Below are 25,844 nucleotides of genomic sequence, written 5' to 3'. Positions count from 1 at the left end.
TCTGTGCTTGTCATCGGGGCACGAAGTGAGTACCTACTAGACCGCTTTTATTCTTTGAGGGGAATCCCGGAATGCGCGCGAACTATCTCTTTACCAGCGAATCTGTTGCCGAAGGTCACCCGGACAAGGTGTGTGACCGCATCTCCGACGAGATCGTCGATCTGGTCTACCGCGAAGCGGCAAAGACCGGCATCAATCCGTGGGGCGTGCGCATTGCCTGCGAAACCCTCGCGACGACCAACCGCGTCGTCATCGCCGGTGAAGTTCGCCTGCCGCCGAGCCTGATGAAGAAGGACAAGGACGGCAAGGACGTCATCAACCCGTCGAAGTTCAAAGCTGCGGCTCGTCGCGCCATCAAGGACATCGGTTACGAACAGGACGGCTTCCACTGGAAGAAGGCCAAGATCGATGTGCTGCTGCACTCGCAGTCGGCCGACATCGCCCAGGGCGTGGACAGCGCCGCCGACCAGCAGGGCGACGAAGGCGCCGGCGACCAGGGCATCATGTTCGGCTACGCCTGCAAGGAAACGCCGGATCTCATGCCGGCGCCGATCTACTATTCCCACAAGATCCTTCAGCTGCTCGCTGTCGCCCGCAAGAAGGGTGAGGGCGAAGTCGCCAAGCTCGGCCCCGACGCCAAGAGCCAGGTGACCGTACGCTATGTCGACGGCAAGCCGGCTGAAGCCACCTCGATCGTTCTTTCCACTCAGCACCTGGACGACAGCTGGGATTCGAAGAAGGTTCGTAGCGTCGTCGAGCCCTATATCCGCGAAGCTCTCGGCGACCTGAAGATCGCCGACGATTGCAAGTGGTACATCAACCCCACCGGCAAGTTCGTCATCGGCGGCCCGGATGGTGACGCCGGCCTCACTGGCCGCAAGATAATCGTCGACACCTATGGCGGTGCTGCTCCGCATGGCGGTGGCGCATTCTCCGGCAAGGACACGACCAAGGTCGACCGTTCGGCTGCCTATGCTGCCCGCTACCTCGCCAAGAACGTCGTAGCTGCCGGCCTTGCCGACCGTTGCACGATCCAGCTCTCCTACGCCATCGGTGTTGCCCAGCCGCTGTCGATCTATGTCGACCTGCACGGCACCGGCAAGGGTGTGACCGAAGATCAGGTCGAAGCCGCGATCCGCCAGAACATGGACCTGTCGCCGTCGGGCATCCGCCGCCACCTCGACCTCAACAAGCCGATCTATGCCAAGACCTCCGCTTACGGCCATTTCGGCCGCAAGGCTGGCCGCGACGGCTCGTTCTCCTGGGAACGCACGGATCTCGTGAAGGGTCTCAAGGACGCGGTCAAGACCAAGGCTGCTGCATGACGGATATGGAACGCCGGGGCCGGGCGACCGAAGCGTTTTTCGGTCGCCGCAAGGGAAAAGCCCTGCGTGAACAGCAGGCCGATCGGCTTGCTACATTGCTTCCGGCATTCATCATCGATCTCTCGGCGGCTCCCCCGGAGCCGCCGAAGGACATTTTCGCTGTTCCGGTCGAGAAAATGCGGCTGGAGATCGGCTTCGGCGGTGGAGAACATCTCATCCACCGCGCGCTGGAAACGCCTTCGACGGGCTTTATTGGCGTGGAGCCTTTTGTAAACTCCATGCAGAAGCTGCTTGCACGCGTCGACGAAACGGGTGTGCGCAACGTGCGTGTCTATAACGATGACGCGACGCAGCTTCTCGACTGGCTTCCCGATCATTGCCTCGATCAGATCGACCTGCTCTATCCGGACCCCTGGCCGAAGCGGAAGCACTGGAAGCGTCGCTTCGTCTCCAAGACCAATCTCGACCGTTTTCACCGGGTGCTGAAGCCAGGCGGGCTGTTCTGCTTCGCCTCAGACATCGACACCTATGTGAACTGGACGCTGCTGAAATGCCGCGACCATGGCGGCTTCGAATGGATGGCGCAGAATGCCGCCGACTGGCTGACGCCCTATGAGGGCTGGCCGAGCACCCGCTATGAAGCCAAGGCTCGCCGCGAAGGTCGCTCCTCGGCCTATCTCACCTTCAAGCGTGTCTGACCTACCTAGGTGTGAGCTTTCAGGGCAGATCAGCCATCACGACATCCTCGACGCCTTCGACGGCTTGGCCGATGACGGAGCCGTCGGGCGCGATGATGGCTGTGCAGCCATAGCCGAACCACCGGTCTGGGACTTCGTCGACTGCGCCTACGGCGTCGCAACACATGTACCAGCGCTTCGTCCGCCGCGCGCAGGAGCGCATATGCTCCAGTGATTCCTCGCGCCAGATCTCGGCCTTGAGAGGCCGCAGTACCATATTGATCGGGCAGCAGATCAGATCCGCGCCCTGTGCAACGAGCCTGTCAGCGGCATCGGGATAGTTGGTGTCGTTACAGATATTGATGCCGAAGGTGCGGCCGGCGCGGCTCCAGACAGGGAAGTCCGTTCCCGGAGCACAGCCGCTCTCGATGGGGTAAGCCTTGGCATAGGTGCCACGCAGCACGCCGGCTTCGATCACGACAGCACTGTTGAAGACCGCTTCGCCACGGCGTTCGAAACAGCCTATGACGGCGGTTGCCCTTGTCGGCGCGAGCTTTTCCAGAATTGAACGAAATGCAGGGCTGTCAAGCGAGAGCGCCCGTCGTTCAACGCGATGCTGCCGGTAGCTATGTCCCTGAAGGTAGGATTCCGAAAAAAGAGCGAGATCGACACCATGTGCATCGGCCCAGAGCAGGTCGCTCAATATGACTTCGGCCGCGGCCTCCGTGTCGTCGAAAATGGGAAAACGCTGGAAGGCGGCTATACGCATGGGCAAGGGACTAGCATGAGTCCCTCGCATCGCCCATTATCATTCTTCACACATGCATTCTGACGGTCGGCCTTGCGGCAGTCCGGTCGTGATCAATGCAGGCTGACTGTCTTCAGCTCGTCTTCGGCAGCCTTGAAGAAGGTGCTGGAGCGGTTATCCGTCAGCAGGATCGGTGTACCATCAGCGCCGAACAATGCCCAGAGATCAACGCTTGGATCGATATCCGGCGCCTCGGGGAAGCACTTGGCAACCTCTTCATTGCGTATTTTGCGGATATAGGCGACCTCGCCATTGCCGATGCCGGCAAGTTCGGACTTGGTCAGACGCGACGTAGCTTCTTTCATCAACATTCCTGTTCCTCCGAGAGAAGGGACCAACGGTTCAACAAACCGTTGTGCTACTGTGAAACCGAAATGTTAATTTTCTTGACCATGCGCGCCGGTTCCGGGCGAATTAGATCCACCGAGAGCAGACCGTTCTTGAGGCTTGCGCCTAAGACCTGCATGCCATCCGCGAGAACGAAAGTCCGCTGGAACTGTCTCGCCGCAATGCCACGATAGAGATAATCGCGCTCGCCCTGATCGATCTGCCGGCCACGGATCAGAAGCTGGTTTTCCTCGGTCGACACATCGAGCTCTTCTTCGCTGAAACCGGCGACGGCAAGCGTAATGCGAAGCCGCTCAGGCGCGTCGTGGCCTGCGGCGATGCGTTCGATATTATAGGGTGGATAACCATCGCTCGCCTTGGAAATCCGCTCGAGCGTCTTTTCCATGGCATCAAAGCCCAGAAGCAGCGGGCTGGCGAAAGGGGTGATACGGCTCATATTCCAAAGTCCTTGATGCAAGCGACCTCTCCGGACCTCAACACGCAGCATCCGGGTACCGCTAATATGGGAACGACAGTTGCTCGCTGCAAGGCGTGATGGCCGCCGGCCAGGCCTCCCGCATTTTAAGGTAAAGCTTCGTAGGACCGCTTCCTTGACAAAGGACGCAGTGCCCCGCATCAAAACATGCCCCGGTGCACTGTGTTGATTTGCGACGGGAGCGTGAAGACAATGAAAAGGTGCATGCTAGAGCGACACGCACCAGAGGATGGAACTACCCGGATGGCAGAACCGAGAAAAATCATTATCGACACCGATCCCGGCCAGGACGATGCTGCCGCGATCATGCTGGCCTTCGGCAGTCCGGGAGAGCTTGATGTCCTGGGCATCACCACTGTCGCCGGTAACGTGCCGCTGTCTCTGACAAGCCGCAATGCGCGCATCATCTGCGAGCTTTGCGAGCGGACCGATATCAAGGTCTTTGCCGGCGCCGACCGGCCGATAACCCGCAAGCTCGTCACCGCCGAGCACGTGCATGGCAAGACAGGTCTCGACGGCCCTACCCTTCCAGAGCCGACGATGCCGCTGCAGGCGGAGCATTCCGTCGACTTCATCATCGAAACGCTGCGACGCGAGCCGGAAGGCACAGTTACGCTCTGCACGCTCGGACCGCTGACCAATATCGGCCTGGCCTTCCAGAAGGCGCCCGACATCGTGCCGCGTATCCGCGAACTTGTCATGATGGGCGGCGGCTTCTTTGAAGGCGGCAACATCACGCCGGCTGCTGAATTCAACATCTATGTCGATCCGGAAGCCGCCGATATCGTGTTCCGCTCGGGCGTGCCCGTCGTCATGATGCCGCTCGACGTGACGCATCAGCTTCTGACCCGGAAGGACCGCGTCAAGCGCATGGCCGAAATCGGCACAGCGCCCGCCAAGGCGATGGTGGAGATGCTGGAATTCTTCGAGCGCTTCGACATAGAAAAATATGGCTCGGATGGCGGCCCGCTTCACGACCCGACGACGGTCGCTTACCTTCTGAAGCCTGAGCTCTTCAAGGGCCGGGACTGCAATGTCGAGATCGAGGTAGCGTCGGAGCTGACCGTCGGCATGACCGTTGTCGACTGGTGGCATGTGACCGAGCGCAAGCGCAATGCGAAGGTCATGCGCTTCGTCGATGCCGACGGCTTTTTCGATCTGCTGATCGAGCGCTTTGCGCGGATATGATCCGCCAAGATTAGACAGGAGCCAGAAAGGCCGCTCGCGCGGCCTTTCTTAATTGTCAGACGTCCTTTGTCTTAGGCGTCCTTCTCGTCCAGAACCGAGTTGGCCTCGGCTTCCACGAGTTTCGGACCACCCTTGGCGACGCCGACCATGGCCGGGCGCAGCACGCGCTCACCGATGGAGAAACCGGCCTGTACGACCTGCACGACCGTATTGTTCGGCACTTCGGTGTTCGGCACTTCGAACATCGCCTGATGGAAGTTCGGATCGAACTTCTGGCCGACCGGCTCCAGCTTGCGAACGCCGTGGCGCTCGAGAGCCGAGAGCATGGAACGCTCGGTCATCTCGACACCCTCGATCAGCGTCGTCAGGCCAGCGTCGGCAGCAGCCTTGACCTCGGGCGGAATGGCGTCGATCGCACGGCGCAGATTGTCCGAGACGGCCAGCATGTCGCGGGCGAAGCCTGCGACGGAATAGGACTTGGCGTCCTTGACCTCGCGCTCTGTACGGCGTCGCAGATTATCCATTTCAGCGGCAAGCCGCAGATAGCGGTCGCGCAATTCGGTATTCTCGGCCTTCAGAAGCTCAAGCGCATCCGGTTCGCCTGCAGCTGCTTCCTTCACGGCTTCATTCTCGACGTTTGCGGCGGCGTCGGCTGTGGCTTCCGCCGCAGCCGCGTCAGGTCCGTTCTTCGTCGTTTCATCAGTCATGACGGTCTCCGGTTCGTGTATTCTCAGATGCGCCCGATATCGATGTTTGGCCGGAAAAAATCAAGTCTGCGTGACGAAGAAGCTAAAATTCCGCCGGTTTCGCGCAAGGGATCAGAGAGATCCGCGCGAAAGGCGCGACACGAGCTGGGCCGTATAGTCCACCATCGGCACGATGCGGGAATAATTGAGCCGCGTAGGACCGATCACGCCCACCGCGCCGACGATGCGGTCGTCGTCATCACGATAGGGCGCCACAATGAGCGAGGAGCCGGAAAGCGAGAAGAGCTTGTTTTCCGAACCGATGAAAATGCGCACACCCGGCCCGCTTTCGGCAAGGTTCAGGAGTTCGATCAAGCTGTCCTTTTTCTCGAGGTCATCGAAGAGCAGGCGCAGCCGGTCGAGGTCTTCCGCCCCACCTACGCCTTCCAGCAGGTTTGCGCGGCCGCGGATGATGAGCTGTGCCGGCTTGGTCTCGTCCGAGCTACCGGCCCATACGGCGATGCCGCGCTCCACGAGATCCCGCGACAGCGCATCGAGCTCGTGGCGAACTTCATCTTTCAGCCGGCTCAATTGCAGGCGCAATTCCGGCAGCGTCTGGCCGGTCATGTGCGCGTTGAGAAAATTGGCGGCTTCGGTGAGCTGCGAGGAGGTAACGCCCGCAGGCAGTTCGATGATGCGGTTTTCTATCTGATCATGATCGCCGACAAGCACGGCCAGCGCCTTGGTAGGCTCCAGGCGGATGAACTCGACATGTTTCAGAACCGGGTCGCTCTTGGACGTAATGACGAGGCCGGCGCCGCGCGAAATGCCCGAGAGCATGCGGCTTGCCTCGTTCATCATCGATTCCACCGGATTGTCGCGGCTTCCGGCCCGGACCTGGCGGTCGATGCTGGCACGCTCCTCGACGGAGAGATCGCCGACCTGCATGAAGGCATCGACGAAGAAGCGCAGGCCGATCTGGGTCGGCAGGCGGCCGGCGCTGACATGCGGAGAATAGATAAGCCCGAGCTCTTCCAGATCGCTCATCACATTGCGAACGGAGGCAGGCGACAGAGACATGGGCAGAAGACGCGAAAGATTGCGGGAGCCCAAGGGCTCGCCATGCTCCAGGTAGCCTTCGACGATGCGCCGGAAAATTTCCTTCGACCGTTCATCCAGCGCAGCCACGGCATCCGAAATTGATGTCGACCTGTAGCTCATGAACTTTTCGCACCCGCACTGAATGATGTCAGGGAAATATAGCCATTCTGTCCCCCGTGGCAAAAGGGAATTTGCAAATGCACGCAGCCAATCGTAGAAGCGGGCGACGATACAATGCATGCATGACATTGCCCGAGAAGCGCTTACGCTTTTCGGCATCATGTTTCAGGAGAAGAGAATGCGGCCTTCAGGCAGAAAAACAGACCAGATGCGCAAGGTCTCCTTCGAGCGCAATTTTTCCAAGCATGCGGAAGGTTCCTGCCTGGTAAAGTTCGGCGACACACACGTGCTCTGCACGGCAAGCCTCGAAGACAAGACCCCGCCGTGGCTGCGCAACACCGGCAAGGGCTGGGTCACCGCCGAATATGGCATGCTGCCGCGCGCAACCGGCGAACGCATGAAGCGCGAAGCTGCTGCCGGCAAGCAGGGCGGCCGCACGCAGGAAATCCAGCGCCTCATCGGCCGCTCGCTGCGTGCCGTGGTCGATCTGACCGCGCTCGGCGAACGCCAGATCACGCTCGACTGCGATGTCATCCAGGCGGATGGCGGCACGCGCACGGCCTCGATCACCGGCGGCTGGATTGCGCTGTACGACTGCCTGCGCTGGATGGAAACCCGCAACATGATCAAGGCCGACCGCGTGCTGAAGGATCATGTCGCGGCGATCTCCTGCGGTATCTTCGCCAATCAGCCGGTGATCGACCTCGACTATCTCGAGGATTCCTCGGCCGAGACCGATGCCAATTTCGTCATGACGGGCGCCGGCGGCATTGTGGAGATTCAAGGCACGGCAGAAGGCACGCCTTTCACCGAGGAAGAATTCTCCTCGCTGATGGGCCTTGCCAAAGCAGGCATTGCCGACCTGGTAGACCTGCAGAAGCAGGCGATCGCCTGAGGCCTTTCAAGCCTCGCTAGTGAATTTCCTTGTCCCTGCTCCCGGGGGCAAGGCCGGACAAGGGGCGGGCAATGGCGCAACCCATCGAAGGCATTCTTGAGACCGCGCTCTACGCAACCGATCTTGATGCGGCCGAAGGCTTCTACGGAACTGTGCTGGGCCTTGAGAAGATCGCACGTTCGGGCAACCGCCATGTATTTTTCCGCTGCGGACCGGGCGTGCTTCTGATCTTCAACCCGGAGGAAACGGTGAAGCCACCGGCACCTGACAGCCTGCAGGTTCCGCCACATGGCACCATCGGAAAAGGCCACGCCTGCTTCAGGGTTTCGGGAGATAATCTCGATGCGATGGCGGAGAAGCTGAAAGCTGCCGGCATCGGCATCGAATCCGAGGTTCACTGGCCGCAGGGCGGCCGATCGATTTATTTCCGCGATCCTGATGGCAATAGCCTGGAATGCGCGGAGGCGAAAATCTGGGGCATGGGATAAGGATACTTTATGCGTAAGCTTGAAACCAAGACTATTGTCGTCGCCAGCCATAATCAGGGCAAGATCCGCGAAATCCAGGATCTGATCGGGCCGCTTGGCTTCACCGCCAAATCGGCTGCCGAGCTCAATTTCATCGAGCCCAAGGAAACAGGGACGACCTTCGAGGAAAATGCCACGATCAAGGCAATCGCCTCGGCCAAGGCCTCCGGCATGCCCGCGCTTTCTGACGATTCCGGACTCGTCGTCGATGCCCTCGGCGGTAATCCCGGCGTCTACACGGCCGACTGGGCGGAGACAGGCAACGGCCCCCGTGATTTCAACATGGCCATGGAAAAGGTCGAGAAGGCACTGGAAAAGGCAGGTGCCACGAAGCCGGAGCAGCGCACCGCGCGTTTCGTCAGCGTGCTCTGCCTTGCCTGGCCGGATGGCCACACGGAGCTTTTCCGCGGCGAAGTGGAAGGCACCGTTGCCTGGCCGCCGCGTGGAACGCAGGGTTTCGGCTATGATCCGGTCTTCCAGCCAGAAGGCTATGATGTGACCTTCGGCGAGATGAGTGCGGAGGAAAAGCATGGCTGGAATATCGGCAAGCCGCAGGCGCTGTCGCACCGCGCTCGCGCCTTCAAGCTCTTTGTCGAAACCTGCCTGGAAGCATAAGGCCAAGCTTAGAACATGATCGATTCGCCTGCGCTGATGTCCGACACAAAGCTTCTGCCTGATACCGGCGAACCCGGTTTCGGGATCTATGTGCATTGGCCTTTTTGTGCGGCGAAGTGTCCCTATTGCGATTTCAACAGCCATGTCCGCCATCAGCCGGTCGATCAGGAGCGCTACGTCGCAGCTTTCCTAAAGGAGATCGCCACGGCCCGCCAGATGAGCGGGCCGAAGACGGTGACCAGCGTATTCCTCGGCGGCGGCACGCCCTCGTTGATGAAGCCGGAAACGGTCGACGCGATCATGAACGGCATTTCTCGACACTGGCATGTGCCCGACGGTATCGAGATCACGATGGAAGCCAACCCCTCGAGCGTTGAGGCCGAACGCTTCCGCGGCTATCGCGCAGCCGGAGTCAACCGCGTCTCGCTCGGTGTGCAGGCGCTGAACGATCGCGATCTCAAATTCCTCGGACGACTGCATGACGTTGCCGACGCGCTGAAGGCGATCAGGCTGGCGCGCGACATCTTCCCGCGCATGTCCTTCGATCTGATCTATGCCAGGCCGAACCAGACGGTTGAGGAATGGGAGAGCGAGCTGAAAGAAGCGATCTCCTATGCAGTCGATCACCTTTCGCTCTACCAGCTTACCATCGAGGAAGGCACGCCCTTCTACGGCCTCCACAAGGCCGGAAAGCTGATCGTGCCCGATGGGGACCAGTCCGCCGCACTCTATGAGGCCACGCAGGAAATCACCGAGCGTGAAGGATTGCCGGCCTATGAGGTATCCAACCATGCCCGGCCCGGCGCCGAGAGCCGCCACAACCTCACCTACTGGCGCTATGGCGATTATGCCGGCATTGGCCCCGGCGCACATGGGCGCCTGACGCGCGGGCCAGAAAAGATCGCGACCGCTACGGAGCGCAAGCCGGAAACCTGGCTGGACCTCGTCGAAAGCGACGGGCACGGTATCATCGAGCAAGAGCGCCTCGGTTTCGACGAGCAGGCCGATGAATTGCTGCTGATGGGACTGCGCCTGAAGGAAGGCGTCGATCTTGCCCGCTGGCAGCAGCTTTCCGGCCGCGATCTCGATCCGAAGCGCGAAGAATTTTTACTGGAACACGGCTTCATCGAGCGGATCGGTAATTCCCGCCTGCGCTGTACGCCGGCAGGCATGCTGATCCTTGATTCCGTCGTCGCGGACCTCGCCTGCTAGAGCATTCCCCTTATTCTTCGAAACAGGAATGCTCTATCTCTTTGTTTTTACACAATTCCGGGCGAAAAACCGCCGCGCACTTTTGCTGGAATTCTCTAAGCCGCGTCAAGCAGCGCGCCTCTTTCTGAAATTGACGAGCCTTCCATCGATCGCCGCAAGGCCGGCCGCGATCAAGGCCATGCCGATCAGATGCTTGAACTGCAGTTGCTCGCCGAGTGCTGCAGCGCCAAGCAGGATCGCGCTGACGGGGATCAGAAAGGTCACAAGCATCAGATTCGTAGCGCCCGCCGTCGCCAGGATGCGGAAGAAGAGCACATAGGCCACGGCAGTCGAGAGGATCGCAAGGCCTGATAGCGCCAGCCAACTTTCGGCGGAGGGCATGGCGAGCGTCCAGGGCTGGTCAACAATCAGCGCGATCGGCAGCATCAGCACGGTGGAAGCAGTCACCTGCCCGGCTGCCGGAATGAGTGGCGCAAGGCCCATCCGGCGGAACCGCCGTCCCCAGATGCCAGCCAGCGAATAGGAGAAGGCCGCACCGAGAACCGCGAGCTGGGCAAGCACGTTCGAGCCGAGATCCTTCAAGGCGTCAAAACCGATCATGTAGGCCACGCCGGCAAACCCGACGATCACGCCGAAGAGACGGTTTGCCGTCAGCTTTTCATCCGCCGTCAGCACATGGGCAACGACCACGGCAAAGAGCGGTGTCGTGGCGTTGAGGATCGAGGCGAGACCGCTCGCAATATGTGTCTGGCCCCAGACGATCAGGCAGAAGGGAATCATATTGTTCAGAAGTCCCATGCCGAAGAAAGCGATCCAGCTCTGCCTGTCGCGCGGCATGGTGTGGCCCATGGCGCGCACGATCAGATTGAGTGCGATAGCGGCAAGCAGCACGCGCCCGGTCACGATGGTGAAAGGTGGCAGCGCCTTTACGAGAATGCCGTTGAAGAAGAAGGAGCCGCCCCAGAGAAGCGACAGCACGATCAGCATGGCCCATTCTGCAGCTCCCATGGACTTCTGAATGGACATGAAAATCTCCTTTGTCGAGTTTTGCTAAAGTGTAATTTCCAGCTCACTTGTGTGAATTTGCCAGACATATCGGTTTTTATTAGTATCCCCTGCACCTGACAAACGAGCATTTCTGCTTGCATGATTGAGCTGAGCTAAAGCATGATTGATCCTCTGCCCTCACTATCGGCCCTGCGCGCCTTTGAGGCGGCGGCGCGTCATCTGAGCATGACGCAGGCGGCGCACGAGCTGCACGTCACGCCAGGCGCCGTCAGCCTGCAGATCCGCGACCTCGAAGCCTCGCTTGGCGTGTCGCTGTTCGAGCGGCGAACCCGGCAGATTCTGCTGACGGCGGAAGGCCGGGACTATTTCGCGACACTGCGCACCGCCTTCCAACTCGTACGCGAGGCGACGGCATCGCTGACCGCACGGCGGCGCGGCAATGCGCTGGCGCTCACCTGTACGGCAGGTTTTGCAACGCACTGGCTACTGCCACGGCTTCAGCGGTTCGAGGACATGCATCCTGATATCGATGTGCGCATCAGCGCCTCCCATCGCATGTTCGATTTCGAGCGTGACGGGATCGATCTCGCCATCCGCCACGGACTTGGCGGCTACGAGGGATTGATCAGCGAGCGGCTGGTGGATGACGAACTGGTGCCGATCTGCACGCCGGCGCTTGCGGCGGCCCTTGGCGCCGATCCTTCGCCCGATCTGCTCGCAGGATATCAGCTCATCCATGACGTCTACCGCCGCGACTGGCAGCTCTGGCTGGCCGCAGCGGGCGCCACCAAGGTGGATGCCTCCCGTGGCCCGATCTTCAGTGATGGCAACGGCGCCTTCGAGGCGATGAAATCAGGTTTCGGCGTGGCGCTGATGCGCCGTTCCTTCATCGAGAAGGAACTTGCCGAAGGCCGGCTCGTCGCTCCGTTTCCGCTGGGGCTGACAAGCAAACTTGCCTACCATCTCGTCTATCCGGGCACAGCGCTGGAACGGCCGGCGGTCGCGGCCTTCCGGCGCTGGCTGCTTTCGGAGGCTAAAACTTAGAGCCTTCCCGTTTTTCTTCGAAATACGGAAAGGCTCTATCTTTTTGTTCTAACGCAATTCCGGACGCAAAACCGCTGCACACTTTTGCTGGAATTGCTCTAATCCCTGCTCGTAGCACCCGCCTTGAACAGGCTGCCCGTCGGTGTCTTCAAGAACATGTCCAGTGGAATGTGCTCCTGATGCAGGAAGCCATTGGCGGGCAGCAGGCCGTCGCGGACCATTTCGATGACAGCAACCACCGAGGCAGACGTCGTCCAGGCGATTGCCGTACGCCGAGCGCCGGCAATCTCGATCGGATAATAGGCGCGGACAAACTCCTTCCGGCGCAAGGAGCCGTTGATCGTGCCTTCGGCCGCGACATGCATATAGACGACATCATCATCGACCGGCGGCTTGGCGTTGGTCAGGATTTCGCCGGCGAGCTGGCGTTTGTCACGCATCAGAAGCTCATGGAAGAAGAAATTCATCAGCTCCATGTGGCCGGGATAACGCACCGTCTTGTAATCGAGATTATCGACCTTGCCGAGCATGGTGTCGCACATGGTGCCGAGGCCGCCCGAGGTCGTAAAGGCCTCCAGCTTGACGCCGCCGACATAGATCGTTTCGTGCCATTCCATCGGCGAGACGAGCTTACGAACCCCGCCCTCGATGACCTCGCAATCGTTCAGATATTCATTGACCACACCTTCCGGCGACCAGTTGAAGGCATAGCCCAGAAGCCCGGTCGGATGCTGTGGCAGAGCGCCGACGCGCATGCGGATCGAGCGGCAGCGGTCAAAACCATCGGCAAGGCTTGCACCGACGATGCCGACGAAGCCAGGCGCCAAACCGCATTGCGGCGCCATCAGCCCGCGGGCGGTCTTGGAAAGCTCGATGATGAAATTGGTGGTCGGCACATCCTCGGTCAGATCGAAATAATGGATGCCGGCGAGATGGGCCGCCCGCGCCAACTCGATATTCAAATGATAGGGCAGGCAGGACAGCACGGCCTCGACGCTCGACAGCAGCTCGCCGATGACAGAGGTATCCGTGATATCGCCGGCCCGGCATTTGAAGGGCAGGTCGCCCACGGGCAGTTGTGCATCGACGCCGATGACCTCGAAGCCGCCCTCATGCAAAAGCGTCGCCGCCAGCCGTCCGACCTTGCCGAGGCCGATCACGGCAATCCGTTCAAAACTCATTGATGTCCTCCCGAACGCCGACGTTCTTCACCGGCGCATTTTTCTCACGTGGGGGCTGTATAGAATAAAAAGCTTATAAAAGAAAACAGCCGGGATTGCTCCCGGCTGCTGAAACGCGGTGGATGTGCACTGCTTATTCGTTGATGAGGCGCTTCAAAAGCTCGATCTCATGCGACAGCTTCGTGTCTCCCGAGATCAGTTCCTCGATCTTGCGCACGGCGTGCAGAACCGTTGTGTGATCGCGTCCGCCGAAGCGGCGGCCGATCTCCGGAAAGGAGCGCGGCGTCAGCGTCTTCGACAGATACATGGCGATCTGGCGCGGCTTGACGATGACGCGCGTGCGGCGGTTCGAGACCAGTTCCTGACGCGAGACATTGTAGTGACGCGCGACGATACGCTGGATATCCTCGATACGCACACGACGCGGCTCGCCGGAACCGACGAGATGGGCCAGCAGCTCATCCACGCGCTCGATCGAGAGGTTCGGCTCGAAGGAGCGGCGGAAGACCAACTGGTTGAAAGCGCCTTCCAGTTCGCGACCGCTTGCCGTGATGTTGCGGGCCACATGCTGCATCAGCTCGGCCGGGATCTCCAGTGACGGATCTTCCAAGCGGGCAGCAGCAAGGCGGCGCTTCAAGATTTCGAGACGCATCTCATAGTCGGGACCATCGAGTTCGATCGCAACGCCGCCCTGCAGACGCGAACGGACGCGCGGATCGAGCGATTCCAGTTCCCACGGCGCTCGGTCGGCCGCGACGACGACCTGCTTGGCGCTGTCGAGCAGCATGTTCAGCAGGTGGCAGAATTCGTGCTGGATCATCTTGCCCTGCAGGAACTGCATGTCGTCGATGATCAGAAGGTCGATGTTGCGCAGCGAGTCCTTCAGCGTCAGCGCGTCATTGTCGCGGATCGCTGTCGCGAAACGCCACATGAAATATTCGGCCGTCAGATAGACGACGCGCAGGCCACGCGGGTTCTGCACCGCGGCATTGGCGATCGCCTGCAGCAGATGGGTCTTGCCGAGGCCGACGGTCGCATGGACGAAGAGCGGGTTGAAGCGCACGGCGCCCTGACCTGCTTCCGCAATGGTCTTTGCGGCGGCGAGCGCCACGCGGTTGGAGCTGCCCTCAACGAAAGTGTCGAAGGTGAAGCGGGAATCCAGCGGCGAGCCAAAGAGCGGCGAACCGACACTTGCCGGGCGCGCCGCAGCGGCGGCCGAAACAGCCTGCTGGACGATCTGCCCCGCCGGCTGGGCAGATGCCGGGCGGCGAAGCTGGGTGGGCTGGGTGACCGGCTCGACGGAGACTGCATCGTCCAGCGCCTTCGTGCCGGCGCGCGTTGCCGTGCGCACAAGGATCTCGACTTTCAGGATTTCGGGGTCTTCAGCCTGGAACAGGCCGACAATGAGATCGAGATACCGGTTGTTGATCCACGACTTCAGAAAGGTCGTGGGAACGGTGAGACGGACGACACTCTTGGAAACCGAATGAAGCTTGAGCCGTGCAAACCAACTTGCATAGACGTCAGGACCGACTTGTGCCTTCAGACGCGCGCTGACGCGTTCGAAGAGAACACCATGCTTCATCTCGCCCTTTTCTTCCGTTGCGCTCAGGTGAATGGAACCGAAAGACTGCTGTGCAGCTTCCCCGTTATCCAGTGCACCCGTCGTCATCGAATTCATCTGCATAATGCCGCCTTTCATTTCCTCGGGCGGTCATTCGTTGACAGCCGCCCGATCATTCCCCGCTTTGACAAAGCCGGCGGCATCTTCATGAGCCGCTCTCGCATGCCGGTTCACTCAAACACTGTCCCTTTTGGGACTGACAAAGAAACCCTGCGGTGGTCGCGGTCATGCGACAACCGTCTCAAGGCCTCTATGTCAGGCTGGCGGCCGATCCTCGTTTTTCGCCCGCAAGCCCGAACGCAATGCTACACTTTCCCCTGCCCTTCTCCTGGCCTCACGCAAAACGTGTGGCCGCGGAGCGCACAAAACGTCCCCGTCCCGTGACAGCCACGTCACGGTACAATGCCGTCGAGTGCGTGAGAAAACGGAAGCTGTCCGCTCCGTTGCAAATGACACAGAGCCATCATCCTGCCGACTTGGCAGTTTGGACTGACTTCTGCAGGTGATGTCCGCGCCCTTTGCTGGACGCCATTTAGGCAGGATCAAAAGGCAAGATCAACGATGAATTTTACGCAAAATTAAGACGCGGCCATTGACTCCGGCGGGGCCTTTAGGGCGTCACACCAACGTCAAAAAAGAATCGCTTTTGAATCAAGGAGATTCCCCGACCGGGTTATTTTGGACACGCATAAAAAGAAAAAAGAAAAAATCTTCTTGACTCATTTGAGGCTACGGGTTGCGTGACCAGAGTCGCAAGCCTTAAAAAGATCCTTGCGTAAGCTATTGTTTTAAAACAATTTTTCCTGTCATGCCCCTGACACGAAATCGTCGCAGGATTAACCATACCCACGGCGGGCGGCGGAATCGAAAAAGCCCGGTAAAATTACCGGGCTAATCATAACGAGCAATTCGTTAATGAGATATTTAGGCGTTCGCAGAAGCCGAAAGGGCCTTCACACGAGCAGCGAGGCGCGAGACCTTGCGGGATGCCGTGTTGGCATGCACGACGCCCTTGCTTGCGGCGCGCGCCAGCTCGGGCTCAGCGGCGATGAAGGCTTCCTTTGCCTTGGCGGCATCACCAGCGGCGAGTGCCTCTTCAACCTGGCGAACGTAGGTACGAACGCGCGAACGGCGAGCCTTGTTGACTGCGGTGCGGCGTGCGATCTTGCGGGTCGCCTTTTTCGCCGAAGTTGTATTGGCCATGGATGCCTCTCTCAAGAATTCGAACAAAACTCCGCCATTGCCGCGCTGGCCCTGCGGCCACTCAATTCAGCAATGCGGGAGCATTAGCGGAAAACCTGAGCGGCTTTCCGAACCGTGGGCGGGCATATAACGCTAAAGCCGCGCCACGTCAACGCGCATTTTCAAGGAAAAGCCCCTTTCCCGCCGCCGCCCGCTCACCTGTTCTTGAAGGCCGGTTTGCGCTTCTCGATGAAGGCGGCCATGCCCTCTTTCTGGTCCTCGGTCGCAAAGAGGCTCTGGAACAGACGGCGCTCGAAACGCAGGCCCTCTTCCAGCGTCGTCTCGAAGGCGCGGCTGACCGCCTCCTTGGCCATCAGCACCGAGGGGTGCGACAGCGATGCGATCTTGGTAGCGGCCTCCATCGCTTCGTCCAAAAGCCGCTCAGGGGCCACCACACGCGAAACGAGTCCCGCGCGCTCGGCTTCCGCCGCATCCATCATCCGGCCGGTCAGGATCAGGTCCATCGCCTTGGCCTTGCCGACCGCCCGCGTCAGGCGCTGCGAGCCGCCGATGCCAGGAATGACGCCGAGTGTGATCTCCGGCTGGCCGAACTTTGCAGTCTCGGAAGCGATGATGAAGTCGCAGAGCATGGCAAGCTCGCACCCACCACCGAGCGCAAAGCCGCTGACGGCGGCGATGATCGGCTTGCGGGCCTTGGCGATCTCGTCCCAGCCGCTGATGAAATCGCTCTTATAGACTTCGGCGAAATCGAGCGGCTGCATTTCCTTGATATCGGCGCCGGCGGCAAAGGCTCGCTCGGAACCGGTCAGCACGATCGCGCCGATGGCATCATCCGCATGAAAGGCCGCATAGGCCAATTTCAATTCCTTGAGCACGGTCGAATTCAAGGCGTTCAGCGCCTGCGGCCGGTTCAGTGTGATCAGGCCGACATTGCCGCGGGTTTCGACAACAAGAGTTTCATAGGTCATGGCGCTCTCCTATTTCTGGCAGGTGGCGCAATAGAAGGTGGAACGGCCAGCCTGCACGATGCGCGAGACCGTACCGCCACAGCCCGGCGTGCGGCAAGCAAGACCTTCGCGATCATAGACGGAAAAGGAATGCTGGAAGTAGCCGAGCGAGCCATCCGTCTGGATATGGTCGCGCAGCGACGATCCGCCGGCGGCGATCGCATCGGCGATGACATTGCGGATGGAGGTCACAAGCAGGTTCAGCGCCTGCTTCGGCTTGCCCGTCTTCGTCACCAGCGTGCCGGCAGCGCGCACGGGCGACAGATGCGCCCGCCACAATGCCTCGCAGACATATATATTGCCGAGCCCGGCGATGGTCTTCTGGTCCAGGAGCGCGCTCTTTAGTGGCTGGGCCTTGCCGGCGAAACGCTCGGCCAGATAGGCGGCTGACAGTTCGTTGCCGGTCGGCTCCGGCCCCAGGCCGAACAGGAAAGGGTTGGCATCGAGCTCGGAACGGTCGGCAATATCCATGAAGCCGAAGCGGCGCGGGTCATTGTAGATAACGCGGCGCGGGCCACCCTCGCCGTCCAGATGGAAGATGGCGTGATCGTGTTTCTCGTCCTTGGAGCGCTCGTGGTGAAAATCGCCCGGCGTGGCAGTCAGTGGCCCCTGTTCGATCCGGAAGGAGCCGGACATGCCGAGATGGGAAATAATCGTCTTGCCGCTGTCGAGATCAATGAGCAGGTACTTGGCGCGCCGTCCGAGGCCGATGATCTTGCGGCCGGACACCTGCTGCTCGAAATCCTGAGGAAAGGGAAACCGCAGGTCGCCGCGGCGCAATTCCAGCCTCTGAATGCGCGCGCCTTCCATTGCCGGCGTCAGGCCACGCTTCACGGTTTCGACTTCTGGCAATTCCGGCATCTTAACCCATCTATATCTAACGTGTTTCAACCGCCCGCGATGTGCGCTATAGCGCCAACGTGCCGCGGGCGGACCGTGGCCCACAGATAGCGCCGCAGCCACGCTTTCGCTATGGTCGCCGCGCCGAATTCTTGATGTGAACGGAGTAGCTTGATGTCAGACAGCCGGACCTCCGCCGATGGCGGCATGGAAACGTCCTACGGCTTCCGCGAAGTGCCGACCGGTGAAAAGCAGGGCCTCGTCAACGAGGTCTTCCACAAGGTCGCCAAACGCTACGACATCATGAACGACGTCATGTCCATGGGCATGCATCGCGCCTGGAAGGATGCGATGATTACGGCGCTGAACCCTCGCAAGGAGCCGGGCTACAAGGTGCTCGACGTGGCCGGTGGCACTGGCGACATCGCCTTCCGCATCGTTGAAGCCTCGAACCGCCAGGCACATGCGACCGTGCTCGACATCAACGGCTCGATGCTTGGCGTCGGCGCCGAGCGGGCGGAAAAGAAGAAGCTTTCGGACAATCTTACCTTCGTGGAAGCCAATGCCGAGGACCTTCCTTTCGAGGCAAACAGCTTCGATGCCTATACGATCGCCTTCGGCATCCGCAACGTGCCGCGGATCGAGGTGGCGCTCTCGGAAGCCTATCGCGTCTTGAAACGCGGTGGCCGTCTATTAGTGCTCGAATTTTCGGAAGTGGAACTGCCGCTTCTCGACAAGGTCTATGAGGCCTGGTCGTTCAATGCCATTCCGAAGTTCGGCAAGGCGATCACCGGTGATGCCGAGCCTTACCAGTATCTCGTGGAATCGATCCGCAAGTTCCCGAACCAGGAGAATTTCGCGGCGATGATCCGCACCGCCGGCTTCTCGCGCGTTACCTATACCAATTATACCGGCGGCATAGCAGCGCTGCATTCCGGCTGGAAGCTCTGATCCGCATGAGTGCTTTCGGGGCATATTTCAGGCTCGTAAGGGTCGGCTGGATTTTGGTGCGTGAAGGCGTCATTTCGGCGCTGCCTTCGGAAGGCCTGCCGCCATCCGTGAGCCTGGCAAAATCCTTTGTCGGCATGTTTGCGCGCAATCGCAGCAAGTATCAGAAGCGCAGCGACCGGCTGGCGCAGGCCGTCGAGCGGCTTGGTCCATCCTATGTGAAGATCGGCCAGTTCCTTGCGACGCGCCCTGATGTCGTCGGCGTCGAGTTTGCCGACGACCTGTCACAGCTTCAGGACCGGATGGCCTTTTTCCCGGCGGCAGCCGCCAAGGCCAATATCGAAGGCTCGCTCGGGCGATCGATCACTGATCTCTACGCGAGCTTCGGCGATCCGATTGCAGCGGCCTCCATTGCGCAGGTGCATCCAGCCGAGGTCGATACGCCGACAGGACCCAAGAAGGTCGCCGTAAAGGTCGTGCGGCCCGGTGTCCGGGCGCGGTTTGCCCATGATATCGAGGCGATGTATCTCGTCGCAAATATGCAGGAACGCTTCATGCCGGCCAGCCGACGCCTGCGGCCGGTCGAGGTGACGAAAACCCTGGAACAGACCACCAAGGTAGAGATGGACCTGCGCCTTGAGGCGGCTGCCCTTTCTGAGATTGCCGAGAATACCGAAAAGGATCCTGGCTTCCGCGTGCCGAAGGTTGACTGGGAGCGCACCGGCCGCGACGTCATCACCATGGAGTGGATCGACGGCGTCAAAATGTCCGATGTCGAAGGGCTGCGGGCTGCCGGCCACGATCTCAATGAGCTTGCGGACACGCTGATCCAGTCATTCCTGCGCCATACGCTGCGCGACGGCTTCTTCCATGCCGACATGCATCCGGGCAACCTCTTCGTCGATTCCGACGGCATGATCGTCGCTGTCGACATGGGCATTGTCGGGCGTCTCGGGAAGAAGGAGCGCCGCTTCCTTGCCGAAATCCTCTACGGCTTCATCACCCGCGACTATATCCGGGTGGCGGAAGTGCATTTTGAGGCGGGCTATGTGCCCGGTCACCACAATGTCGAGAGTTTTGCCCAGGCGATCCGGGCGATCGGCGAACCGATCCACGGTCAGCCTGCCGAGACGATCTCGATGGGCAAGCTGCTGACGCTGCTTTTCGAGGTCACCGAACTTTTCGACATGCAGACGCGGCCCGAGCTCGTCATGCTGCAGAAGACGATGGTCGTCGTCGAAGGCGTCTCGCGCATGCTCAATCCGCGCTTCAACATGTGGAAGGCGTCCGAGCCGGTCGTCGGCGACTGGATCAAGAACAATCTCGGCCCCAAGCGCATCGTCACCGATCTCAAGGATGGGCTGAAGGCGGCCGTGAAGCTCGCAGAAGCCGCGCCCGAAATCGCCGCCCAGACAGAAAAGTTCCACCATCAGCTTCTGCATATGATCGAACACGGGTTGCGCTTCGATGAGCAGACGGCCGAGGCCATCGGCAAGGCGGAAGCACGCCACAACCGCTCGGCCAAAGCGGCCCTCTGGATCATTGCGCTCACGCTTCTCTATATTGCCTGGATACTGAGCTGATCGGGAAGCAACAAAAGCATGATGTGTTCGGCATTTGGAATATCCCGCCAGACGTGAGGCTCGCTTAGTCTCGCCTCCATGGAGATGAGCACATGAAGCATGAACGCCCCGGAATCGAACTGAGCGGCCAGCCCTTCAGCTTTGCCGAGATGATGAGGATCGGCTCCGGCAAGGTTGCGCTTTCGGCCTCGGAGATCGGTATGCAGCGCGTGAAGATCGCGCGTTCGATCGTCGAGGATGCCATCGAATCCGGCATGCCGGTTTACGGCGCGACCACGGGCGTGGGCGCCATGAAGGATGTCGAATGGTCGCCCGAAGATCTCGAGGTCTTCAATCTCGGCCTCGTGCGCGCCCACCACTTCGGCACCGGCACACCTTTTTCCTGCAATGTCGTGCGCAATGCCATGGCGATGCGCGTCAACACGGCCCTGACCGGCCAGGTCGGCTGCACGCCCGATCTCATCGACGCCTATATGCGCATGCTGAAGGCAGATCTCATTCCGGTCGTGCGCCGCACCGGCTCGATCGGCTGTGCCGATATCGGCCTGATGGGCCAGATCGGCGCAGTGCTGACGGGCGTCGGCGAAGCGATCTATCGCGGCAACCGCATGCAGGCCGCTGAAGCCTTCCAGGCCGCCGGCATGGAGCCGGTGAGGATGGCGCCGCGCGACAGCCTCGCCTCGCTCAGCGTCAATGCCGTCAGTTTTGCCGCCGCCGCGGAAACGACGCGCAATGCCGCCGCATCAATCCGTGTGCTGCTGGCAACCGGCATGATGGCCTCAGGTGCGCTTGGCGCATCGCGCGATCCCTGGCGGGCCGTGCGCCATGTCGGCACCGCGCGAGAGGCGCTGATCGGCGCCTGGCTGTGCAATGCTTCTGACGAATGGGAATGGCCGGTCGCGACCCACGTGCAAGATGCGCTGAGTCTCCGCATGATCGCCCAAGTCTTTGGTGCCGTTATCGAGAACCTGCTTTCGACGGGCCATAAGATTCTCGCCGCCACCGGCCGCTCCGACGACAATCCCGTCGTCGTCGAGGGACGGGTGATGACATCTGGCGGATCGCTGCCGCTCGACGTGACCATCCTGCTGGAATCCGCGGCACTCTGCATGGCGCATGCAGCGCGCAACGCCTTCAACCGCTGTGTCCTGCTCGGCAACGGGCAGCGGCGCGGCCTGCCGGTCAATCTCGTGCCTCCGGGCCGCATCGCGACCGGCTTCGGACCAATCATCAAGCTTGCGGGCGAAATCTTTTCGCGCGTACTCTCCATGTCGAACCCGGTTTCGGCGCAATCGCTCGTCGTTGCGGCGGGCCTTGAGGACGAGGCAGCCTTCCTGCCACTCGTCATCGAACGCTTCGACCGGCAGATGCGGGCGCTGAAGCGTCTCGCCGCACTGGAAGCCCTGCTTTCGGCACAAGCGATCGATATTATCGGCGATACGCCGAAGGGCGTTGCCGGCATGCTCTATGAGGTCGTGCGCAAACATGCGGCCTTCTATACGGTCGACCGGCCGCTTTCGGCCGAGGTCGAGGCAATCGAAGAGGAACTCGGCTCGGATGCGTTCCTCTCCAAGCTGATCGAGCAGGTACCGATTGCCTCCTTCGACGATTTCTTTGCACTTGGGTCGCTCGAGCGCATCGAGGAACGGCTGACGCGGGAACCGGCCATCATCTGAATTTCGACCTATCGAGGGAGACGCGGCATGGATTTCGATCTCGTTCTGCAGGGCACAGTGGTGCTGCCGGAGCGCATCGTCGAAGGCGGCTATGTCGCCGTTTACGACGGAAAGATCGCGGAAGTCGGTATCGGCGTGCCGCCTGCGGCTAAAGAACGGCACCTGCTCGGCAAGGCACTTATCCTGCCAGGCGCTATCGATGCGCAGGTCCACTCGCTCTCCCAGAAGGACCAGGAGGATTTCATCTGGTCGACGCGCTCGGCAGCAGCCGGTGGCGTCACCACCATCGTTGATATGCCTTATGATGAGGGCAATCTCGTCTGCTCAGCCGCTTCGGTGAAGAAGAAGGTCGATCATGCCGGCCCGCAGGCGCGGGTTGATTTCGCGCTTTACGGTACCGTCGATCCAGAGGAAGGTGCTACCCGCATTGCCGAGATGGTGGAGGCAGGTGTTGCCGCCTTCAAATTCTCGACCTTCGGCACCGATCCCAAACGTTTCCCGCGCATTCCGCCCGCCCTGCTCGACGCCTGCTTTGCGGCCATCGCCCCGACCGGGCTAACGGCCGGCGTGCACAACGAGGATGACGAGGCGGTCCGCACCTATATGGAACAGGTGAAGGCAAGCGGCGTTACCGACTGGCGCGCCCATGGCCTGTCGCGCCCGCCGATCACCGAGCTGCTTGCCATGCACACGATCTTCGAGACCGGCGCCAATACCGGCTGCCCGTCCCATGTCGTGCATTGCTCGCTCGGGCGCGGTTACGACATCGCGCGGGCCTATCGCCGCGACGGCTTCGAAGCGACCGTGGAATGCTGCATTCATTACCTGACGCTCGATGAAGAAAACGATGTGAAGCGGCTCGGCGGCAAGGCGAAGATCAATCCGCCGGTGCGGCCGCGCGCCGAAGTGGAGACGCTCTGGCGCAGGGTCGCCGAAGGCAATGTCTGGCTGGTGTCGACCGATCACGTGAGCTGGTCGGAAAACCGCAAGACCAATCCCGACATGCTGGCGAATGCATCAGGTGTTCCGGGTCTGGAAGTCATGGTGCCGCTTTTCGTCAAGGGCGCGCTGGAACGTGGCATCCCCCTGACTTGGGCAGCGAAGCTTATGGCCGAAAATCCGGCGAAGCACTTCCGTCTCGACCATATCAAGGGCGCACTGACGCCGGGCAAGGATGCCGACATCGTCGTGCTGGAGCCGAAAGAGACGGTCTATGATGCTTCGGCCAGCGGCAACAATGTCGTTGGCTGGAGTCCCTACAATGGAATCCGCCTGCCGTGGACGGTTTCGGCCGCCTGGCTGCGGGGAGAGAAGATCACCGAGGAGGCCAAGGTTCTGGCCGAGCCCGGCGCCGGCCGCTTCGTGCGCCCGCTTGCGCGACAGGTGCTGGCATGAGCCGCAACCTGCCCGTCAACGCCGGCCGGATCTCCGCCGATATCGAAGCCCTCTCCACCATCACCGAGCCGGGGCATCCCTGGACGCGACGGGCTTTTTCGCCGCTCTTCCTTGAAGGCCGCGCCTATCTGGAGGCGCGCATGCAGGCGATCGGTTTGGAGACCCGCATCGACGCGTCAGGCAATCTGATCGGCCGGCGCGAAGGCGCAAAACCGGGCTCCGGCATCATCATGCTTGGCTCGCATTCCGACACTGTGCCCGATGGCGGGCGTTTCGACGGCATTGCCGGCGTTGCGGCGGCACTCGAAGTTGCGCGGGCGCTGCGCGAACAGGAGATCCATCTCGACCATGATCTGGAGATCGTCGATTTCCTGGCCGAGGAGGTCAGCATTTTCGGCGTTTCCTGCATCGGCAGCCGTGGCATGACCGGCCAATTGCCGCAAGCATGGCTCTCTCGCACAGTCGAAGGTCGCGATCTCGCCGAAGCGATTGCCGAGGTCGGCGGATCGCCGGGTGTGCTTACTCATGAGAACAAGCCCGATATTGCCGGTTTTCTGGAACTGCATATCGAGCAAGGTCCTGTGCTTGAAAACGAGCGCAAGGATATAGGCATCGTCACGGCGATCTCGGGCATCACCCGCATCGAAATCACCGTCGAGGGTCGGGCCGACCATGCCGGCACGACGCCGATGGATACGCGTGCCGATGCGCTGGTTGCCGCTTCGCAGATCGTGCTCGATATCCGCAATGCCGCAAACGAGCTTGCCAAGACGCCCGGCCATTTTGCAGCGACCGTCGGCGAATTCCGCATCGAGCCGAATGCCGCCAATGTCGTGCCGTCGCGTGTCGTGTTGCTGATCGACGGGCGGGCCGAAATCCGCGCCGACATGGAAGCCTTCTGCCGCTGGCTGGACGGCCATACGGAAAAGCTCGCTCTGGCCTTTGGCGTGACGATCGCGCCCCCGAACCGCATCTCCGACAATTTTCCGACACCGAGCGACAAGGGCCTGCTCTCGACTCTGGAACGGGCCTGCGAGACTGTCGGCGCCAAACACCGCTTCATGGCCTCGGGTGCGGGTCACGATACGGCCTGGATCGCCCGCGTGGCGCCGGCTGCGATGATCTTCGTGCCTTGCCGGGAAGGCCGCAGCCACTCCCCGGATGAATGGGCTGAAAATGACGACATAGCGCTCGGGGCGGCCGTGCTTTTCGAGGCGGTGCGCGAGATGGACAGGACACTTACGACGGAGAAGGATAATGGGACGCATACTGGTTGAGAAGGACGTGGAAGCCGCCGTCAAGGGCGGTTCCGTCTATGCCGCCGGCGGTGGTGGCTGGGCCGATCACGGCCGCATGCTCGGTTATGCCGCCGTTAATGTCGGCAAGCCCGAACTCGTCTCCATTGAGGAACTCGGCGACAACGACTGGATCGCGACGGCCGCGGCTATCGGCGCACCGGCCTCGACCACGCCCTGGGAAATGCAGGGCATCGACTATGTGAAAGCCGTGCAGCTTCTGCAGGAGGCGCTCGGCGAAAAGCTCTCCGGTCTCATCATCGGCCAGAACGGCAAATCCTCGACACTGAACGGCTGGCTGCCTTCGGCCATCCTCGGCACCAAGGTCGTGGATGCCGTCGGCGATATCCGCGCCCATCCGACCGGCGACATGGGATCGATCGGCATGGCAGGGTCGCCGGAACAGATGATCCAGACCGCCGTTGGCGGCAACCGGGCTGAAAACCGCTATATCGAGCTGGTCGTCAAAGGCGCGACGGCGAAGATCTCGCCGGTGCTGCGGGCGGCAGCCGACCAGTCCGGCGGCTTCATTGCCAGCTGCCGCAATCCGCTGCGCGCCTCCTATGTCCGCAAGAATGCCGCGCTCGGCGGCATCTCGATGGCGCTGAAGCTCGGCGAAGCGATCATTGAAGCGGAAAAGAAAGGCGGATCGGCGATCATCGATGCGATCTGCAAGACGACGGGCGGCCATATCCTCGCCGAGGGTACAATCACCGAGAAGGATGTGGTCTATACCAAGGAGGCCTTCGACATCGGCACGATCACGGTCGGCGCCGGTGACAAGGCCGTGACCCTGCATGTGATGAACGAATATATGGCGGTCGACGATGCCGACGGCAGGCGCGTCGCAACCTTCCCCGCCGTCATCACCACGCTTTCCGAGGAGGGCGAGCCGCTCTCTGTCGGGCAGCTCAAGGGTGGCATGCATGTGTTTATCCTGCACGTGCCGAAGGACATCATTCCGCTGTCGGCCAGCGTGCTCGATCCGACCGTCTATCCGTCTGTCGAAAAGGCGATGGGCATCGAGATAGCACGCTATGCACTGGAGATGAGGGCCTGAGCC

Annotated in this window: 25 protein-coding genes; 14 read left to right on the top strand and 11 right to left on the bottom strand. The window is 60.9% G+C overall.

Going from position 1 to position 25,844, the window contains the following annotated elements:
* Window positions 1–71: 71 nt before the first annotated feature.
* Both metK and trmB read left to right on the top strand, forming a co-directional pair.
* The gene (gene metK, locus AB4Z13_RS10970) at window positions 72–1,325 is read left to right on the top strand and encodes a methionine adenosyltransferase (protein WP_310379463.1); all 1,254 of its coding nucleotides are present in this window, start codon (window positions 72–74) and stop codon (window positions 1,323–1,325) included.
* The gene (gene trmB / locus AB4Z13_RS10965; protein ID WP_113323559.1) at window positions 1,322–2,023 is read left to right on the top strand and encodes a tRNA (guanine(46)-N(7))-methyltransferase TrmB; all 702 of its coding nucleotides are present in this window, start codon (window positions 1,322–1,324) and stop codon (window positions 2,021–2,023) included. The genes metK and trmB overlap by 4 nt, the downstream gene beginning before the upstream one ends.
* A gap of 19 nt (window positions 2,024–2,042) precedes the next feature.
* Here trmB and AB4Z13_RS10960 read toward each other — a convergent pair whose 3' ends face one another.
* The 3 genes from AB4Z13_RS10960 to AB4Z13_RS10950 all read right to left on the bottom strand — a co-directional run bounded on the left by AB4Z13_RS10960 (window position 2,043) and on the right by AB4Z13_RS10950 (window position 3,594).
* A complete protein-coding gene (locus AB4Z13_RS10960) occupies window positions 2,043–2,771 on the bottom strand; it encodes a carbon-nitrogen hydrolase family protein (protein WP_442206014.1) in 729 nt (242 codons plus the stop codon).
* A 92-nt stretch (window positions 2,772–2,863) separates the two neighbouring features.
* On the bottom strand, window positions 2,864–3,121 hold the full coding sequence (locus AB4Z13_RS10955; RefSeq protein WP_007814896.1) for a DUF1150 family protein: 258 nt from the start codon (window positions 3,119–3,121) through the stop codon (window positions 2,864–2,866).
* 47 nt (window positions 3,122–3,168) lie between these two features.
* Window positions 3,169–3,594 carry an Hsp20 family protein gene (locus AB4Z13_RS10950; RefSeq protein WP_037100862.1) on the bottom strand — a complete coding sequence of 142 codons (426 nt, stop codon included), beginning with the start codon at window positions 3,592–3,594 and terminating at the stop codon, window positions 3,169–3,171.
* A gap of 282 nt (window positions 3,595–3,876) precedes the next feature.
* Here AB4Z13_RS10950 and AB4Z13_RS10945 point away from each other — a divergent pair, with 282 nt between their 5' ends.
* Entirely contained in the window at window positions 3,877–4,821 is a 945-nt protein-coding gene (locus tag AB4Z13_RS10945) for a nucleoside hydrolase (RefSeq protein WP_113323557.1), read from the top strand.
* A 71-nt stretch (window positions 4,822–4,892) separates the two neighbouring features.
* Here the strand turns inward: AB4Z13_RS10945 and grpE are convergent, their stop codons facing one another.
* Entirely contained in the window at window positions 4,893–5,528 is a 636-nt protein-coding gene (gene grpE, locus AB4Z13_RS10940) for a nucleotide exchange factor GrpE (RefSeq protein ID WP_113323556.1), read from the bottom strand.
* A 111-nt stretch (window positions 5,529–5,639) separates the two neighbouring features.
* Window positions 5,640–6,728, bottom strand: coding sequence for a heat-inducible transcriptional repressor HrcA (gene hrcA / locus AB4Z13_RS10935; protein ID WP_037070837.1), 1,089 nt, complete (start codon window positions 6,726–6,728; stop codon window positions 5,640–5,642).
* Window positions 6,729–6,906: 178 nt separating this feature from the next.
* On the opposite strand from hrcA, the gene rph reads away from it, so the two are divergent.
* The 4 genes from rph (at window position 6,907) to hemW (ending at window position 9,977) form a co-directional block, all read left to right on the top strand.
* On the top strand, window positions 6,907–7,623 hold the full coding sequence (gene rph, locus AB4Z13_RS10930) for a ribonuclease PH (protein WP_113323597.1): 717 nt from the start codon (window positions 6,907–6,909) through the stop codon (window positions 7,621–7,623).
* 71 nt (window positions 7,624–7,694) lie between these two features.
* Window positions 7,695–8,111 carry a VOC family protein gene (locus tag AB4Z13_RS10925; RefSeq protein ID WP_113323555.1) on the top strand — a complete coding sequence of 139 codons (417 nt, stop codon included), beginning with the start codon at window positions 7,695–7,697 and terminating at the stop codon, window positions 8,109–8,111.
* A gap of 9 nt (window positions 8,112–8,120) precedes the next feature.
* Window positions 8,121–8,765 (top strand): RdgB/HAM1 family non-canonical purine NTP pyrophosphatase, encoded by a 645-nt coding sequence (gene rdgB, locus AB4Z13_RS10920; RefSeq protein ID WP_442206002.1) that lies wholly within the window; start codon window positions 8,121–8,123, stop codon window positions 8,763–8,765.
* Between the two features lie 15 nt (window positions 8,766–8,780).
* The gene (gene hemW / locus AB4Z13_RS10915; protein WP_439013930.1) at window positions 8,781–9,977 is read left to right on the top strand and encodes a radical SAM family heme chaperone HemW; all 1,197 of its coding nucleotides are present in this window, start codon (window positions 8,781–8,783) and stop codon (window positions 9,975–9,977) included.
* A gap of 105 nt (window positions 9,978–10,082) precedes the next feature.
* Here hemW and AB4Z13_RS10910 read toward each other — a convergent pair whose 3' ends face one another.
* The gene (locus tag AB4Z13_RS10910) at window positions 10,083–11,003 is read right to left on the bottom strand and encodes a DMT family transporter (protein ID WP_442206001.1); all 921 of its coding nucleotides are present in this window, start codon (window positions 11,001–11,003) and stop codon (window positions 10,083–10,085) included.
* A 141-nt stretch (window positions 11,004–11,144) separates the two neighbouring features.
* On the opposite strand from AB4Z13_RS10910, the gene gcvA reads away from it, so the two are divergent.
* Window positions 11,145–12,029, top strand: a complete 885-nt coding sequence (gene gcvA / locus AB4Z13_RS10905) for a transcriptional regulator GcvA (RefSeq protein ID WP_439013928.1) — start codon at window positions 11,145–11,147, stop codon at window positions 12,027–12,029.
* A 98-nt stretch (window positions 12,030–12,127) separates the two neighbouring features.
* On the opposite strand, the gene AB4Z13_RS10900 is transcribed toward gcvA, so the two are convergent.
* The 5 genes from AB4Z13_RS10900 to mutM form a co-directional block, all read right to left on the bottom strand.
* Window positions 12,128–13,210, bottom strand: a complete 1,083-nt coding sequence (locus AB4Z13_RS10900) for a saccharopine dehydrogenase C-terminal domain-containing protein (RefSeq protein ID WP_442206000.1) — start codon at window positions 13,208–13,210, stop codon at window positions 12,128–12,130.
* Between the two features lie 133 nt (window positions 13,211–13,343).
* Window positions 13,344–14,897, bottom strand: coding sequence for a chromosomal replication initiator protein DnaA (gene dnaA, locus AB4Z13_RS10895; protein WP_113324749.1), 1,554 nt, complete (start codon window positions 14,895–14,897; stop codon window positions 13,344–13,346).
* Window positions 14,898–15,758: 861 nt separating this feature from the next.
* Complete coding sequence (rpsT, locus tag AB4Z13_RS10890; protein ID WP_113324735.1) at window positions 15,759–16,037, bottom strand: 30S ribosomal protein S20; 279 nt, start codon at window positions 16,035–16,037, stop codon at window positions 15,759–15,761.
* Window positions 16,038–16,231: 194 nt separating this feature from the next.
* Window positions 16,232–17,005 carry an enoyl-CoA hydratase gene (locus AB4Z13_RS10885; protein ID WP_442205999.1) on the bottom strand — a complete coding sequence of 258 codons (774 nt, stop codon included), beginning with the start codon at window positions 17,003–17,005 and terminating at the stop codon, window positions 16,232–16,234.
* Window positions 17,006–17,014: 9 nt separating this feature from the next.
* Window positions 17,015–17,905, bottom strand: coding sequence for a bifunctional DNA-formamidopyrimidine glycosylase/DNA-(apurinic or apyrimidinic site) lyase (gene mutM, locus AB4Z13_RS10880; protein ID WP_442205998.1), 891 nt, complete (start codon window positions 17,903–17,905; stop codon window positions 17,015–17,017).
* A gap of 153 nt (window positions 17,906–18,058) precedes the next feature.
* On the opposite strand from mutM, the gene ubiE reads away from it, so the two are divergent.
* From ubiE to AB4Z13_RS10850, 6 genes are all read left to right on the top strand, one after another.
* A complete protein-coding gene (ubiE, locus tag AB4Z13_RS10875; RefSeq protein WP_439017165.1) occupies window positions 18,059–18,835 on the top strand; it encodes a bifunctional demethylmenaquinone methyltransferase/2-methoxy-6-polyprenyl-1,4-benzoquinol methylase UbiE in 777 nt (258 codons plus the stop codon).
* Window positions 18,836–18,840: 5 nt separating this feature from the next.
* The gene (gene ubiB / locus AB4Z13_RS10870) at window positions 18,841–20,415 is read left to right on the top strand and encodes a 2-polyprenylphenol 6-hydroxylase (protein ID WP_113324739.1); all 1,575 of its coding nucleotides are present in this window, start codon (window positions 18,841–18,843) and stop codon (window positions 20,413–20,415) included.
* Between the two features lie 92 nt (window positions 20,416–20,507).
* Window positions 20,508–22,091, top strand: a complete 1,584-nt coding sequence (locus AB4Z13_RS10865) for an aromatic amino acid lyase (protein ID WP_113182162.1) — start codon at window positions 20,508–20,510, stop codon at window positions 22,089–22,091.
* 27 nt (window positions 22,092–22,118) lie between these two features.
* Window positions 22,119–23,486 carry a dihydroorotase gene (locus AB4Z13_RS10860; RefSeq protein ID WP_442205997.1) on the top strand — a complete coding sequence of 456 codons (1,368 nt, stop codon included), beginning with the start codon at window positions 22,119–22,121 and terminating at the stop codon, window positions 23,484–23,486.
* Entirely contained in the window at window positions 23,483–24,763 is a 1,281-nt protein-coding gene (locus AB4Z13_RS10855) for a Zn-dependent hydrolase (protein ID WP_439017163.1), read from the top strand. The genes AB4Z13_RS10860 and AB4Z13_RS10855 overlap by 4 nt, the downstream gene beginning before the upstream one ends.
* Window positions 24,744–25,841 carry a DUF917 domain-containing protein gene (locus AB4Z13_RS10850; RefSeq protein WP_113324742.1) on the top strand — a complete coding sequence of 366 codons (1,098 nt, stop codon included), beginning with the start codon at window positions 24,744–24,746 and terminating at the stop codon, window positions 25,839–25,841. The genes AB4Z13_RS10855 and AB4Z13_RS10850 overlap by 20 nt, the downstream gene beginning before the upstream one ends.
* Window positions 25,842–25,844 lie beyond the last annotated feature (3 nt).

It is taken from the genome of Rhizobium sp. YAF28 (assembly GCF_052113285.1).
GTDB lineage: Bacteria > Pseudomonadota > Alphaproteobacteria > Rhizobiales > Rhizobiaceae > Rhizobium.
This window is presented reverse-complemented; position numbering and strand designations above follow the sequence as displayed.